This is a genomic window from Pseudomonas sp. stari2, from assembly GCF_040760005.1.
Lineage (GTDB): Bacteria > Pseudomonadota > Gammaproteobacteria > Pseudomonadales > Pseudomonadaceae > Aquipseudomonas.
Window position 1 is genome coordinate 5,312,380 of record NZ_CP099760.1, and the last position, 15,195, is coordinate 5,327,574.

At 60.1% G+C, this 15,195-nt stretch carries 17 protein-coding genes; all 17 read right to left on the bottom strand.

Features of this window, described 5'->3' with window-relative positions; all coding sequences use genetic code 11:
• Nucleotides 1-37: 37 nt before the first annotated feature.
• The 17 genes from NH234_RS24260 to iscU all read right to left on the bottom strand — a co-directional run bounded on the left by NH234_RS24260 (nt 38) and on the right by iscU (nt 15,194).
• Nucleotides 38-829: an amidohydrolase gene (locus tag NH234_RS24260; protein ID WP_085734105.1), complete on the bottom strand. Its 792-nt coding sequence runs from the start codon at nt 827-829 to the stop codon at nt 38-40.
• Nucleotides 817-1,965, bottom strand: a complete 1,149-nt coding sequence (locus NH234_RS24265) for a pyridoxal phosphate-dependent aminotransferase (RefSeq protein WP_367254498.1) — start codon at nt 1,963-1,965, stop codon at nt 817-819. The genes NH234_RS24260 and NH234_RS24265 overlap by 13 nt, the downstream gene beginning before the upstream one ends.
• Before the next feature lie 117 nt (nt 1,966-2,082).
• Nucleotides 2,083-3,555, bottom strand: coding sequence for a ribosome biogenesis GTPase Der (gene der, locus NH234_RS24270; RefSeq protein WP_085699823.1), 1,473 nt, complete (start codon nt 3,553-3,555; stop codon nt 2,083-2,085).
• 140 nt (nt 3,556-3,695) lie between these two features.
• A complete protein-coding gene (gene bamB, locus NH234_RS24275) occupies nt 3,696-4,847 on the bottom strand; it encodes an outer membrane protein assembly factor BamB (RefSeq protein WP_085734103.1) in 1,152 nt (383 codons plus the stop codon).
• Entirely contained in the window at nt 4,840-5,481 is a 642-nt protein-coding gene (locus NH234_RS24280) for a tetratricopeptide repeat protein (protein ID WP_085734102.1), read from the bottom strand. Before NH234_RS24280 ends, bamB begins: the two co-directional genes overlap by 8 nt.
• Nucleotides 5,482-5,522: 41 nt before the next feature.
• Complete coding sequence (hisS, locus tag NH234_RS24285; RefSeq protein WP_085734101.1) at nt 5,523-6,812, bottom strand: histidine--tRNA ligase; 1,290 nt, start codon at nt 6,810-6,812, stop codon at nt 5,523-5,525.
• Nucleotides 6,813-6,834: 22 nt separating this feature from the next.
• Nucleotides 6,835-7,944 (bottom strand): flavodoxin-dependent (E)-4-hydroxy-3-methylbut-2-enyl-diphosphate synthase, encoded by a 1,110-nt coding sequence (gene ispG / locus NH234_RS24290; RefSeq protein ID WP_007956680.1) that lies wholly within the window; start codon nt 7,942-7,944, stop codon nt 6,835-6,837.
• A 3-nt stretch (nt 7,945-7,947) separates the two neighbouring features.
• A complete protein-coding gene (locus NH234_RS24295; RefSeq protein WP_367254499.1) occupies nt 7,948-8,991 on the bottom strand; it encodes a RodZ domain-containing protein in 1,044 nt (347 codons plus the stop codon).
• Nucleotides 8,991-9,749, bottom strand: coding sequence for a type IV pilus biogenesis/stability protein PilW (pilW, locus tag NH234_RS24300; protein WP_367254500.1), 759 nt, complete (start codon nt 9,747-9,749; stop codon nt 8,991-8,993). Before pilW ends, NH234_RS24295 begins: the two co-directional genes overlap by 1 nt.
• 12 nt (nt 9,750-9,761) lie before the next feature.
• Nucleotides 9,762-10,910, bottom strand: a complete 1,149-nt coding sequence (rlmN, locus tag NH234_RS24305; RefSeq protein ID WP_085709400.1) for a 23S rRNA (adenine(2503)-C(2))-methyltransferase RlmN — start codon at nt 10,908-10,910, stop codon at nt 9,762-9,764.
• A gap of 28 nt (nt 10,911-10,938) precedes the next feature.
• Entirely contained in the window at nt 10,939-11,364 is a 426-nt protein-coding gene (gene ndk / locus NH234_RS24310) for a nucleoside-diphosphate kinase (protein ID WP_003227894.1), read from the bottom strand.
• An 88-nt stretch (nt 11,365-11,452) separates the two neighbouring features.
• Nucleotides 11,453-11,653, bottom strand: a complete 201-nt coding sequence (gene iscX, locus NH234_RS24315; protein ID WP_027619659.1) for a Fe-S cluster assembly protein IscX — start codon at nt 11,651-11,653, stop codon at nt 11,453-11,455.
• A gap of 14 nt (nt 11,654-11,667) precedes the next feature.
• Nucleotides 11,668-12,009: an ISC system 2Fe-2S type ferredoxin gene (gene fdx, locus NH234_RS24320; protein WP_041071821.1), complete on the bottom strand. Its 342-nt coding sequence runs from the start codon at nt 12,007-12,009 to the stop codon at nt 11,668-11,670.
• Complete coding sequence (gene hscA / locus NH234_RS24325) at nt 12,009-13,874, bottom strand: Fe-S protein assembly chaperone HscA (RefSeq protein ID WP_367254502.1); 1,866 nt, start codon at nt 13,872-13,874, stop codon at nt 12,009-12,011. Before hscA ends, fdx begins: the two co-directional genes overlap by 1 nt.
• Nucleotides 13,875-13,925: 51 nt before the next feature.
• Complete coding sequence (gene hscB / locus NH234_RS24330; RefSeq protein ID WP_085734096.1) at nt 13,926-14,447, bottom strand: co-chaperone HscB; 522 nt, start codon at nt 14,445-14,447, stop codon at nt 13,926-13,928.
• A gap of 8 nt (nt 14,448-14,455) precedes the next feature.
• Nucleotides 14,456-14,779 (bottom strand): iron-sulfur cluster assembly protein IscA, encoded by a 324-nt coding sequence (gene iscA / locus NH234_RS24335; protein ID WP_003227904.1) that lies wholly within the window; start codon nt 14,777-14,779, stop codon nt 14,456-14,458.
• Nucleotides 14,780-14,807: 28 nt separating this feature from the next.
• Entirely contained in the window at nt 14,808-15,194 is a 387-nt protein-coding gene (gene iscU / locus NH234_RS24340; RefSeq protein WP_003227907.1) for a Fe-S cluster assembly scaffold IscU, read from the bottom strand.
• Nucleotide 15,195: the final 1 nt, after the last annotated feature.

Sequence of the window (15,195 nt, forward strand, 5' to 3'; positions counted from 1 at the left end):
TTCCCACACACTATGTGGGAATGATCAGATTCGGGTATCAGGTGAACTCGAACGTGTCCGCATCCAGATTCGCCGGGAATCGCTCGCGGTAAGCCGCCAGCGGTGCCGCTTCCAGTACGGCCTTGAACACCCCGTCCGCCTCGCCCGCCGCCAGCAAGGTCTCGCCCTGGAAGTCCAGCACCTGACTGTCGCCGGTGTAGGCAAACCCCTTGCCGTCAGTGCCGACACGATTCACGGCTGCCACATAGCACAGGTTTTCAATCGCCCGCGCCGGCAGCAAACGGTTCCAGTGCAGACGCCGCGCGCCCGGCCAGTTGGCGGTGTACAGCAGCAGGTCGGTATCTTGTGCATCACGGCTCCACACAGGGAAACGCAAGTCATAGCAAATCAGCGGCCGGATGCGCCAGCCCTTGAGTTCGAACTGCACCTGACGTTCGCCGGGCGTGTAGTGATTGTGCTCGCCGGCCATGCGGAACAGATGGCGCTTGTCGTAATGCCACACTTCGCCGTCGGGGCGCGCCCATAGCAGGCGATTGCGATGGCTGCCGTCGGCGGCCTGGATGATCACGCTGCCGGTGATCACCGCATTGAGCTTCGCCGCCTGTGCCTTCATCCATTTGCTGGTCGGGCCGTTTTCGGCTTCGGCCAGGGTTTCGGACTCCATGGAGAATCCGGTGGTGAACATTTCCGGCAGGATGATCAGATCCGCACCGCGCGCCTGCTCCAGCAGCGCGTCGAAATGCTCGAGATTGGCCTGACGATCATGCCAGGCCAGGCTGGTCTGGATCAGCGCCAGGTTGAGATCGGGTAATGCACTCAGATCACGCATAGTTTTGCCGCCGCTTCCCGCAGCGTCTCCTCGCGTTTGGCGAAGCACAGGCGCACCAGGCGCTGGCCTTCAGGTGGACTCTGGTAGAACACCGACACTGGAATACTCGCTACACCATGTTCGCGAGTCATCCACATCGCCATCTCGACGTCGTTCAGGTCGGGACGGATCTGCGAGTAATCGACCAGTTGGAAATAGGTGCCGGTGACCCGGGTGAAGCTGAATCGCGACGGCGCCAGCAGATCACAGAACAGATCGCGCTTGGCCTGATAGAAACCCGGCAGCTCTTCGACGTGTTCCGGATACTCGGCCATGTAATCGGCCAGCGCATATTGCAGCGGCGTCACGCCACAGAAGCTGACGTACTGGTGCACTTTGCGCAGCTCGGCAGTCAGCGCTGGTGGCGCCACGACGTAACCGGTTTTCCAACCCGTGACGTGATAGGTCTTGCCGAACGAACTGACCACGAAGGCACGCTGATACAGCTCTTCATGGGCCAGCACACTCACATGCGGAACGCCGTCGTATACCAGGTGTTCGTAGACTTCGTCGCTGATCACATAGATGTCGCGATCACGGATCAGCGCCGCCAACTGGTCCAGCTCTGCGCGGCTGATCAGGGCGCCGCTGGGGTTGTGCGGGGTGTTGAGGATGATCATCCGCGTGCGCGGGCTCAGCGCTGCACTGAGCTTGTCGAAGTCGATGGAGAAATCCTTCAGCCCCAACTGCACATGCACGCAGCGCCCACCGGCCAGTTCTACCGACGGCTCGTAGCTGTCATAGGCTGGGTCGAACACGATGACCTCATCGCCGCTGTGGATAACCGCCTGGATCGCACAGAAGATCGCCTGAGTCGCGCCGGGGGTGACGGTCACTTCATGATCGGCATCGACATTCACGCCATAGCTGCGGGCGATCTTCGCCGCAATCTGTTGGCGCAGGGCCGGCAGGCCGGTCATGGGCGAATACTGGTTATGGCCGCTGGCGATGTGCCTACCGACCGCATCGCGCAGCGACTGCGGGCCGTCGAAATCGGGAAAACCCTGGGACAGGTTGATGGCTCCGGTCTGTGCCGCGAGCTGAGACATCTGCGTAAAAATAGTGATGCCGACATTCGGCAGCTTGCTGTTGATCATCGGGGTTCCCTGCTCTGCCCCGGCACTGACGACGGCGCGGGAGAGCCCGAGGATAGCCCATCCGGCGTCCATAAAAAAAGGGCGCCAGACGGCGCCCTTCTCTCTTGATGACCGGGATCAGCGCTTGTCGCGGCGCTTCTTGCTGGCCTTCTTGTTATGCGACATCAAACGACGCTTCTTGTTGACCTGGCGGTCGGTCAGCGTGTTCTTGTTGCCTTCGTACGGGTTCTCGCCGCCCTTGAACTCGATACGGATCGGCGTACCGACCAGTTTGAGCACACGGCGGTAAGTGTTTTCCAGATAGCGCACGTATGAATTAGGCACTTTCTCGATCTGGTTGCCGTGGATCACGATCAGCGGCGGGTTGGCGCCACCGAGGTGGGCATAGCGCAGCTTGATCCGGCGGCCGTTGACCATCGGTGGCTGGTGCTCGCTGACCGCGTCTTCGAGGATCTGGGTCAGACGGCTGGTCGGCCAGCGGGTGACCGCCGACTTGAACGAGTTCTGCACCGAAGCGTAGAGGTTGCCCACGCCGGTGCCGTGCAGGGCCGAGATGAAGTGGATGTCGGCGAAGTCGACGAAGAACAACCGGCGTTCCAGTTCGGTCTTCACGTAGTCACGCTCGCCCGGAGTCATGCCATCCCACTTGTTCAGCGCGATGACCAGCGCACGGCCGGACTCGAGGGCAAAGCCGAGCAGGTTGAGGTCGTGGTCGACCACACCTTCGCGGGCGTCCATCACAAAGATCACCACGTTGGCGTCTTTGATCGCCTGCAGGGTTTTGACCACGGAGAACTTTTCGACTTCTTCATGGATCTTGCCGCGCTTGCGCACACCGGCAGTGTCGATCAGCGTGTACTTCTCGTCGTTACGCTCGAACGGGATGTAGATACTGTCGCGAGTGGTGCCCGGCTGGTCGTAAACGATCACTCGTTCTTCACCCAGCATGCGGTTGACCAGCGTCGACTTGCCGACGTTCGGCCGGCCGATGATGGCGATCTTGATGCCGTCCTTTTCGCTCGGGCCTGGAATGCGCTTGGCTTCCTCGCCTTCGGCGACTTCTTCCTGCTCTTCGCCTTCCTGCGGCTCGTCCTCATCTTTCGGGAATTCGCTCAGGGCGATTTCCAGCAATTGAGTGATGCCACGACCATGAGCACCGGCAATCGGGATCGCATCGCCCATGCCCATCGGCGCGAATTCGGCGCGAGCCATTTCCGGATCGATGTTGTCGACCTTGTTGGCGACCACGTAGGAACGCTTGTTACGTTTGCGCAGGTGTTCGCCGATCATCTGGTCGGCGGCGGTGAAGCCCGCCTTGGCATCTACCAGGAACAGAACGACATCCGCTTCTTCGATGGCCAGCAGCGACTGCTCGGCCATTTTTTCGTCCATACCATGCTCGTCACCGGAGATACCGCCGGTGTCGATCAGAATGTAGGAACGCCCTTGCCACTTGGCCTCACCGTACTGGCGATCACGGGTCAGACCGGACAAGTCGCCGACGATGGCGTCGCGAGTCCTGGTCAGGCGGTTGAACAAGGTGGACTTGCCGACGTTCGGTCGGCCCACCAGGGCGATTACGGGAACCATGCGGCTCTCCACTTCGTTATTTCAGAAAATACAAAAGCCGCTGCGAGGCAGCGGCTGGTGCTCGGGGCAACACCCATGGGTGTTGCAAACCCTGCCGGAGCAGGGCCGCTTGGGGATCAACCCCAAGCATAGTCAAACCATTACTTGATGGTCAGGGCTTCCAGTTTGCCGCTGTTGCCATACACGTAAATCGTGTCACCCACCACCAGCGGACGGGCACGCAGGCCGTCGCTGTCGATGCGCTCACGGCCGACGAAACGACCGTCCACCTGACTCAGCAGATGCAGGTAACCTTCCAGGTCACCGACTGCAACGTAGCTGGAGAACACTTCCGGAGCCGACAGTTGACGGCGTGCCAGCGAGTCGTTGGTCCACAGTGCAGTGGTCGAACGCTCGTCGACGCCTTCAACGGTGCCCGAAGACAGACTCACGTAGACGTTGCCGAAACCCTGAGCGATACCGGCGTAGCTCGACGCATCGCGCTGCCACAGTTGACGGCCGCTTTCCAGGTCCAGTGCCGCAACGCGACCCTGATAGCTGGCAACGTACAGTGTGCCGCCGGACAGCAGCAGACCGCCGTCGATGTCGACCACGCGCTCCAGTTCCGAACGACCTTGTGGAATCGCGATCCGTTGTTCCCAGACCGGCACGCCGTTGGAAATGTCCAGAGCGACCACTTTACCGGTCGACAGACCAGCCACCGCGAGGCGGTTGGTCGCGAGCGGCGCACTGGTGCCACGCAGGGTCAGTACGGCCGGAGTGCTGTCATACACCCAGCGCTGTTGACCGGTGGATGCATCCAGACCGATCAGACGATCGTCCTGGGTTTGCACGACCACGATGTCGCCGTTGCTGGCTGGAGGCGCCAACACTTCACTGGTCACGCGAGCGCGCCACTTTTCTTCACCGTTGATGGTGTCGAGAGCGATGACGTCGCCACGCAGCGTGCCGACCAGAACCAGACCGTAACCCACGCCGACGGCGCCGGAAACTGGCACATCCAGTTCTTTCTTCCACTTCACGTCGCCGTTGCTGCGATCCATGGCCATCACGATGCCAGTCACGTCGGCTGCATAGATGGTGTCACCATCGATCGCCGGCACCAGCATGTTGTAGGTTTCGCCCTGACCGTCACCGATCGAACGACTCCACACTTTGTGCAGAACCACTTCTTCCTTGAAGGAAGTCAGTTCGGCCGGTGGCAGTTCCTTGGTGCTGTTGCTGCTGCAACCCGTGGCCAGAATGGCCAGAGCCAGCAATGCTGCATGCTTCCAACCGATCACGTCACGCATCCCCTTTGGCCAGGTCGTCCAGCTTGATTTGAAGGCCACCGACTGCCGCTTCATCCGACAGTGCCGCCTTGGCTTTTTGATACGCCGCGTTCGCTTCGTCAGTGCGGCCCAGCTGTACCAGCAGGTCGCCCTTGAGTTCTTCGCGAGTGGCCAGGAACGACTTGTCGGCATCGCCTTCAAGCAGTTTCAGGGCTTCATCCGCCTTGTTCTGTGCGCCCAGCACCTGCGCCAGACGCTGACGGGCGATTTCGCCCAGCGCCGCGTTGGCCGGTTTGGCAACGATGGCTTTCAGTTCGGTCGCCGCGTCGTCCAGCTTGCCGCTGTCGACCGCAACCTTGGCCACGAACAGACTGCCGTACTGCGCATAGGCCGTACCGCCGAACTCGCTGTTGAGCTTGCCGGCCAGATCCGCGACGCGCGCGGCGTCAGGCTTGCCGTCCGGAGTCAGCGTGGTTTCCAGCAATTGCTGATAGAGCACCGAGGCGCCTTGCGACTGGTTGCTCTGATACTTGTGAAATGCCTGCCAGCCGAACACGATGACCAGCGCCAACAGGCCGCCAGTGACCAGAGGTTTGCCGTTGCGTGTCCACCAGTCCTTCAAATCCGCCAACTGTTCGTCTTCGGTACTCGACACCCCAATACTCCTTAATCGCTAAATCGGCTGTTTAAACAGCTTCAACCCTGCACGACGCAGGTGGCCAGGTGAGCGGCAAGCGCATCCCAGGCAATGCTTTGTTGTTCGCCCTGGCCACGCAGGGGTTTGAAACCTACCACTTGCTGGGCCATTTCGTCGTCACCGAGGATCAGTGCATACAGCGCACCGCTCTTGTCGGCTTTCTTGAACTGGCTCTTGAAGCTGCCGGCACCGGCATTGACCTGCAGGCGCAGGTTCGGCAACTGGTCGCGTACACGCTCGGCCAGGGCCAGACCGGCCAGCTCCGCCTCTTCGCCAAAGGCGCAGAGGTAGACGTCGACTTGACGGGAAAGCTCTTGCGGGATCTGCTCCAGGGTTTCCAGCATCAGCACCAGGCGCTCGATGCCCATGGCGAAACCGACGCCCGGAGTCGGCTTGCCGCCCATCTGCTCGACCAGACCGTCGTAACGGCCGCCCGCGCACACAGTGCCTTGGGCGCCGAGCTTGTCGGTGACCCATTCGAATACGGTTTTGCTGTAGTAATCGAGGCCGCGCACCAGTTTCGGGTTGAGCACGTAAGGAATGCCGACAGCATCCAGACGGGCCTTCAGACCTTCGAAGTGGGCACGGGACTCTTCATCCAGGTAATCCGCCATCTTTGGCGCATCGACCAGCACCGCCTGGGTGTCGGCGTTCTTGGTGTCGAGCACGCGCAGCGGGTTGGACTTCAGGCGACGCTGGCTGTCTTCGTCCAGTTTGTCGTGGTGCGCCGAGAGGTACTCGACCAGCGCTTCACGATAACGGCCGCGGGACTCGCTGGTGCCAAGGCTGTTGAGTTCGAGCTTGACGGCATCACGGATGCCCAGCTCGCCCCAAAGGCGCCAGGTCATGATGATCAGCTCGGCGTCGATGTCCGGACCGTCGAGGTTGAAGACTTCCAGACCGATCTGGTGGAACTGGCGATAACGGCCTTTCTGCGGACGCTCGTGACGGAACATCGGACCGATGTACCAGAGTTTCTGCACCTGGCCACCGCCGGTGATGCCATGCTCGAGCACGGCACGCACGCACGCAGCGGTGCCTTCCGGACGCAGGGTCAGGGAGTCGCCGTTGCGGTCGTCGAAGGTGTACATCTCTTTTTCGACGATATCGGTCACTTCACCGATCGAGCGCTTGAACAGCTCGGTGAACTCGACGATCGGCATGCGGATCTGCTTGTAACCGTAGTTATCCAGCAAACGCGAAACGGTGCCTTCGAAGTAGCGCCATACCGGAGTCTGTTCCGGCAGGATGTCGTTCATGCCACGAATGGCTTGCAGGGACTTGCTCACAGAAATTCCTTAATTCGTTCGATCAGCCGCGCGCGATGACCGCTGCGTCGGCTTCGACCTTCTCGGCCGCCTTCTCGCGGATCAGCTTTTCCAGCTCGTCCACCAGATTGTCATTCGTCAGTTTCTGCGACGGCTTGCCGTCGATATAAATCAGGTTCGGCGTACCGCCGGTCAACCCGATATGGGCTTCCTTGGCTTCGCCGGGACCGTTGACCACGCAACCGATCACCGCAACATCCAGCGGCACCAGCAGGTCTTCAAGGCGCCCTTCCAGCTCGTTCATGGTCTTGACCACATCGAAATTCTGCCGCGAGCAGCTCGGGCAGGCGATGAAGTTGATGCCACGGGAACGCAGATGCAAAGACTTGAGGATGTCGTAACCGACCTTCACTTCCTCGACCGGATCGGCCGCCAGCGAGATGCGGATGGTATCGCCAATTCCCTCGGCGAGCAGCATACCTAGGCCCACGGCGGATTTCACTGTACCGGAGCGCAATCCACCGGCTTCGGTGATGCCCAGGTGCAGTGGCTGGACGATTTCTTTCGCCAGCAGGCGGTAGGCCTCGACGGCCATGAACACGTCGGAGGCCTTCACGCTGACCTTGAAGTCCTGGAAATTCAGGCGTTCGAGGTGTTCGACATGACGCAGCGCGGACTCGACCAGCGCGGCCGGGGTCGGCTCACCGTATTTCTTCTGCAGGTCTTTTTCCAGGGAACCGGCGTTGACGCCGATACGGATCGGAATCCCGCGGTCACGGGCAGCATCGACCACCGCACGCACGCGGTCTTCGCGACCGATGTTGCCCGGGTTGATGCGCAGGCAGTCCACACCCAGTTCGGCCACGCGCAAAGCGATCTTGTAGTCGAAGTGGATGTCGGCAACCAATGGCACCTTGACCAGTTGCTTGATCTTGCCGAACGCCTCGGCGGCGTCCATGTCCGGCACCGATACGCGAACGATGTCGACGCCAGCGGCTTCCAGACGGTTGATCTGGGCCACGGTGGCCGCAACATCGTTGGTGTCGCTGTTGGTCATGCTTTGCACCGCGATAGGTGCATCGCCGCCCACAGGCACGTTACCGACCCAGATCTTGCGCGATTCGCGACGTTTGATTGGAGATTCGCCGTGCATGACTTATTGACCCAACTTCAGGCGAGCAGTCTCGCCACTGGTGAACGGAGCGATATCGACCGGCTGGCCGTTGTAGCTGACCTGCGCGGCCCGGGCAACACCCAGACGAACAGCCAGCGGTGGCTTGCCTGCCACGGAGACGCTGTCGCCTTTATGTTTCAGACCGCTGAACAGAACCTTGCCGCGACCATCGGTGACCTGTGCCCAGCAATCGCCGGTGAACTGCAGCTGCACCTGACCTTCGCCTGCTACCGGCGCAGCGGTTTCTGCGGTGGGTGCCGGAGTGGCCGGGACTACGGGTGCGGTGACAGTCGGTGCCGGAGTCGCCGGAACATTAGTGGCAGGTGCAACTGGAGTGGCGACAACCGGGGCCGGGGCATGAGCCGGAGCAGCCGGCGTCGCCGCCGGGGCAGCAGGTACGGCCGGTGCGGCTGCCGGAACAACTGGCTCGGCACCGGTCGACTCAGCAGCGGTTTCCGATTGGGGCAGTGCCAGCGCTGTCGCGCCCTCGGTCTGACCTTCGGTAACGGCCTGGTCTTCCGGCTCGTCGATCGGATGAATCTGCGTGGTGCCATCGGCGCCTTCGACTTCAACGTGCTCCGGGGCCAGGCTGGTCAGATCCTTGGTGCGCAGCGAGGTCTGATCCTGCCACCAGACAAAACCGCCGCCGATGACTGCGATCAGCAGCAACAGGCTGACGATCCGCAAAATGGTGTGGGAAACCCGGACCGGCTCTTCAATCCTGCCCAAGGCATGGACATTGCTGCCCTGGGAGTCGGTGCCGGTGGACTGGTCGAACTGCTGGACCAGGACCGCCTGATCCATGCCGAGCAATTTGGCATAGGCGCGGATATAGCCGCGAGCGAAGGTATGCCCGGGCAGCTTGTCGAACGCACCGGCTTCGAGGTTGGTCAGGGAAGTCACGGTGAGGTTGAGCTTGAGGGCCACTTCGGCCAGCGACCAGCCATTGCTTTCGCGGGCCTGGCGCAAGGTCTCACCGGGGTTAACGCGATTCGCTGCTACAACTTCGGGATGCGCCGCTTTCATCATTGCTCCGACAGGTATTGCTGATATTCCGGCGTACCGGGATAGAGTCGTTTTAATTGCAGGCCCGCACTGGCGGCCTTGTCGCGATCTTCAAACACTTTTGCCAACCGAACCGCGAGCAACAGACTACGTGCATTTTGCTCGGACAGCTGGCTGAAACGGTCGTAATAGTCACGCGCGGGCACATAATGCCTGTCTTCGAATGACAACTCAGCCATTTCCAGCAACGCCCGTGGTTGCTGACGGTTCAAACGCAATGCTTTTTCCAGTTGCTGCCGGGCCAAGTCACGCTGGCCAAGCTTGGACGCCGTCATGCCGAGGTTCTCGAACACACGCGAACGCTCAGGATACAGGGTATCGGCGGCGGCCTGTTCAAAACGCTCGTAGGCTTCCTTGTAACGCTGCTCTTCGTAGAGAAAACTGCCGTAATTGTTCAGGATGCGGGCATCGGCGGGACGGGAGGACAGTGCCTTGCGAAAGTGTTCGTCGGCCAGCTTAGGCTCCATCTCGGACTGAAAGACCAGCCCAAGGGCGGCGTTGGCGTCGGGATCGGAACCGTCAAGCTCAAGGGCCTTTTTCAAGGGTATCTTGGCCCGTTCGGTCATGCCTTGCTGCAAGTATCCCAGCCCCAGCTGCACGTAGGCAGCCCGCGCTTCGTCGCGGCCCTTGCTGGTCTTCATCGGGTTGTAATCACCCGACAGGACACAGCCAGCACACAGGCTGGCCAACAGCAACAGCAGCGCAAAGCGCAGGGACATAGAGATCCTCTCTTAGTTAGTGTTCGCGGCGTTTTGTGCCAGATCGCTGTCGGCGCTCAATTCGCGCACGGCGATGTAACGTTCACTGCGACGGGTGCGATCCAGCACCTGCCCTACCAATTGACCGCAAGCTGCGTCGATGTCTTCACCACGGGTGGTGCGCACAGTGACGTTGTAACCTGCCTGATGCAGCTGATCCTGGAACCGGCGAATCGCGTTGTTGCTTGGTCGCTCGTAACCGGAATGCGGGAACGGGTTGAACGGAATCAGGTTGATCTTGCAGGGAATATCCTTGAGCAGCTCGATCATTTCCACCGCGTGTTCAAGCTTGTCGTTGACGTCCTTGAGCAAGGTGTACTCGATGGTCAGCACACGTTTCTCGCCCAGGGCGGACATGTAGCGAACGCACGAATCGAGGAGCATCTTAAGCGGATATTTCTTGTTGATCGGCACCAATTGGTTACGCAATGCGTCATTCGGTGCGTGCAGGGACAACGCCAGGGACACATCGATGTGCTTAGCCAGCTCATCGATCATCGGCACCACACCCGACGTGGACAGGGTCACGCGGCGCTTGGAGATCCCGTAGCCCAGGTCATCCATCATCAGATGCATGGCGGCCACGACGTTGTCGAAGTTCAGCAGCGGTTCGCCCATGCCCATCATCACCACGTTGGTGATGGCGCGGTCGATGGTAGCCGGAACACTGCCGAAGGATTTGTTGGCAATCCACACCTGGCCGATGACTTCGGCGGCGGTGAGGTTGCTGTTGAAGCCTTGCTTGCCGGTGGAGCAGAAACTGCAGTCCAGGGCACAGCCTGCCTGGGACGAAACGCACAGAGTGCCGCGCTTGCCCTGGGGAATGTAAACGGTCTCGACACAGCTGCCGGACGCCACGCGCACCACCCACTTGCGGGTGCCGTCGCTGGAAATGTCCTCGCTGACCACTTCGGGACCACGAACTTCAGCAACAGCCTTGAGCTTTTCGCGCAAGGCCTTGCTGACGTTCGTCATGGCGTCGAAATCATCGACGCCAAAGTGGTGAATCCATTTCATTACCTGACCGGCACGGAAACGCTTCTCCCCGATTGAGTCGAAGAATTTTTCCATTTCCGGCTGGGTCAGACCCAGCAGGTTGGTTTTAACAGTCGATGTAGTCATGGATTCACCTTCACTCTTAAGCCAATGCTTAGCGAGTGGTTACTTCAGTAGCTGCGAAGAAGTACGAGATTTCGCGAGCGGCAGCGGCTTCGGAGTCCGAACCGTGAACGGCGTTGGCGTCGATCGACTCAGCGAAGTCAGCACGGATGGTGCCGGCAGCAGCTTCTTTAGGGTTGGTAGCGCCCATCAGCTCACGGTTGCGAGCGATGGCGTTTTCGCCTTCCAGAACCTGAACAACAACCGGACCGGAGATCATGAAAGCAACCAGGTCACCGAAGAAGCCGCGCTCTTTGTGCTCAGCGTAGAAGCCTTCAGCTTCGGCTTTGGACAGTTGCTTCATTTTCGAGGCAACCACTTTCAGACCAGCCTTTTCGAAACGGGTAACGATTTCGCCGGCAGCGCCTTTTGCAACAGCGTCAGGCTTGATGATGGAGAAAGTACGTTGAACAGCCATGGTGTAACTCCAGAAACGGTAATTTGCGAAAAATTAAACCCGCGAATTATACGCGGGTTCTTGGGTATTGCCTAACCTGCAAGGATGATCAGTCTACTTCTTCGATCCAGAGCGCCTGAACCGCTTCCAACACTTTCTCGCCGACCCGGCCAGAGGTGTTGTCGAAATCGGGCAGCTCCATGATCCATCGCTGCAAGTCGACGAAATTGACAGAGAGCGGATCGACGTCCGGCTTGGCTTCGGCCAGCTCTTCTGCAATACGTTGAACATCATTCCAACCGTAGCTCATGACAGTCTTACCAGTCAGTGCGGCGCCTCGGCCGCATGGTTAAGCGAATATTTCGGAATCTCGACGGTGAGGTCTTCCTCGCCGACGATGGCCTGACAGGCCAGGCGCGACTGCGCCTCCAGACCCCAGGCACGATCAAGGAAATCTTCCTCCAACTCGTCAGCTTCTTCCAGCGAGTCGAACCCCTCGCGGATGATGCAGTGACAGGTGGTGCAAGCGCAGACGCCGCCACAGGCGCTTTCCATCTCGATATGGTGTTCGTGGGCCAGCTCGAGAATCGAAGTGCCGGGCTCAGCCTCGACCACCATGCCTTCAGGGCAGAACTTCTCGTGTGGCAGAAAAATGACCTGCGGCATCAGATATCCTCGATTTCATTCAGATTGCGCCCCGACAGAGCGGCTTTCACCGTCTGATCCATACGACGGGCTGCAAAAGCATCGGTCACTTGCGACAGACGCTTCGTCTGCTGCTCGATGGCATAACCATCGGTACCTTTCATCAGTTCGGTCAGTTCCTGCACCTGCAGATCGATGACCATGCGCTCTTCGGCGTCGAGCAAACGCTCGCCATCCGCCTCCAGAGCGCCCTGCACCGCTTCGATCAGGCGCTGGGCATCGACTTGCTGCTCACGCAGAACACGAGCGACCTTGTCGTCATTGGCGTGCTGGAACGAATCCTTGAGCATTTTGGCGATTTCGCCATCGGTCAGGCCGTAGGACGGCTTGACCTGAATGCTGGCTTCAACGCCCGAACCCAGTTCACGGGCAGAAACGCTGAGCAGACCGTCGGCATCGACCTGGAAGGTCACGCGAATCTTGGCTGCACCGGCGACCATTGCCGGAATGCCGCGCAATTCGAAACGCGCCAGAGAGCGGCAGTCGCTGATCAGCTCGCGCTCGCCCTGCAACACATGGATCGCCATGGCCGACTGGCCGTCTTTATAAGTGGTGAAGTCCTGAGCGCGGGCAACCGGGATGGTGGTGTTGCGCGGAATCACCTTCTCCATCAGGCCGCCCATGGTTTCCAGCCCCAGGGACAGCGGAATCACGTCGAGCAGCAGCAGTTCGCCGCCATCGCGCTTGTTGCCGGCCAGTGTATCGGCCTGGATCGCGGCACCAATGGCCACCACCTGATCCGGGTCGATTTCGGTCAATGGTTGACGACCGAAGGCTTCGGCGACAGCTTCGCGAACACGTGGAACGCGGGTCGAACCACCCACCATGACCACGGCATGCACGTCTTCCAGCTCGATACCGGAGTCACGAACGGCACGGCGGCAGGCTTTCAGGCTGCGGGCGACCATTGGCTCGATCAATGCATCGAAGGCCTCGCGGGTCAGCTGTGCTTTCCAGTCACCATAAGCAACTTCAACACTGTCGGCATTCGTCAGGGCTTCCTTGGCCGCACAAGCGGTTTGCAGCAGATTGCGCTGCGCACCCGGATCGAGATCGGCGGACAGGCCCGCGCTCTCAATGATCCAGCCGGCAATCGCGTGATCGAAATCGTCACCGCCCAGGGCACTGTCGCCACCGGTGGCCAGAACTTCGAAGACGCCGCCGGTCAGGCGCAGAATGGAAATATCAAAAGTACCGCCGCCCAGATCATAAATGGCGACCAGGCCTTCGGCATGCTGATCCAGACCATAAGCCACCGCAGCGGCGGTCGGTTCGTTGAGCAGGCGCAGCACGTTCAGACCGGCAAGCTTCGCCGCATCCTTCGTAGCTTGCCGCTGAGCGTCGTCGAAATAGGCCGGAACGGTGATCACCGCACCCACCAGCTCACCGCCCAAGGTCGCTTCCGCGCGCTGGCGCAGCACTTTGAGGATATCAGCGGAGACTTCAACCGGGCTTTTCGGCCCCTGCACGGTGTCGATGAACGGCATGTGGGATTCGCCGCCGACAAAGCGGTACGGCAGCTGATCGCCCAATTGTTTGACGTCGGACAAGCCACGGCCCATCAGGCGCTTGACCGACAGCACGGTATTCAGGGGGTCGGAGGACGCGGCCAGCTTGGCCGACTCGCCGACTTCGACGCGATCGGCGTGATAACGCACGGCGGAAGGAAGGATGACCCGCCCTTCGGCATCGGCCAGCGACTCGGAAAGACCACTGCGCAACGCAGCGACCAGCGAATTGGTAGTGCCCAAGTCGATCCCCACAGCCAGACGACGCTGGTGCGGTTGAGGACTTTGGCCGGGTTCGGCGATCTGCAGTAGGGCCATCGTGATCAGGACTTATCTGTATATCAGGCGTGCGACCGGAGCGGCACTGGGTTAATCGTCGAGGCGCTCTTCTAACTGGCGCACTTCGTAGGTGAGTTTGTCGAGGAACTGCATGCGCCGCATCAGGCGCTCGGCCTGCTCGCGCTGCGCTACATCATCCCAACAGGCTGCGAAGCTTTCGTTCAGCGTTTCCTGGGCGGTTTTCAGGCGACGCTTGAAGGCCGCGACACCGTCCAGATCGGCACTGTCCTGCAGATCTTCGAGTTCTTCGCGCCACTGCATCTGCTGCAACAGAAACTCGGGATCGTGGACCGTGACCTCCATCGGCACTTCATGCCCGCTGATGGTCAGCAGGTAGCGCGCACGCTGGGCCGGACTCTTGAGCGTCTGATAAGCATCATTGAGCCGTGCAGACTGCTCGAGCGCCGAACGCTGCTCGCGCTCGGAAGCGTCGGCGAAGCGGTCAGGATGAACGCCGCGCGCCAACTCGCGATAGCGCGTGGCCAACTGTTCAAGATCCAGACGAAAGCCCGGTTGCAGCTCGAACAAAGCGAAATGACAAGGAATACCCACGACAAGCCTCAGATGTTGAAGCTTTCGCCGCAGCCACATTCACCGCGCACGTTGGGGTTGTTGAACTTGAAGCCTTCGTTCAACCCTTCCTTGACGAAATCGAGCTCGGTGCCGTCGAGGTAAGCCAGGCTTTTCGGGTCGATAATCACTTTTTCGCCGTGACTTTCGAACACCTGATCTTCTGCAACCACCTCATCGACAAACTCCAGCACGTAGGCAAGGCCGGAACAGCCCGTGGTGCGAACACCCAGACGAATCCCTTCACCCTTGCCGCGCCCGTCGAGGGAGCGTCGCACGTGTCGAGCAGCCGCTTCTGTCATGCTGATAGCCATCGTTGACTCCTTACTCGTCGCCCAATGCTTAGATCAAGCCTTTCTTCTGCTTGTAATCGCGAACGGCCGCCTTGATGGCGTCTTCAGCGAGAACCGAGCAGTGAATTTTCACTGGAGGCAGGGCCAGTTCTTCGGCCAGCTGGGTGTTCTTGATGGTTTCAGCTTCGTCCAGGGTCTTGCCCTTCATCCACTCGGTGGCGAGGGAACTGGAGGCGATAGCCGAGCCGCAGCCGTAGGTCTTGAACTTGGCGTCTTCGATAACGCCCTGATCGTTGACCTTGATCTGCAGACGCATCACGTCGCCGCACGCCGGAGCGCCGACCATTCCGGTGCCGACATCAGGATCTTCCGCGTTCATCTTGCCGACGTTACGCGGGTTTTCGTAGTGGTCGATGACCTTTTCGCTGTAAGCCATG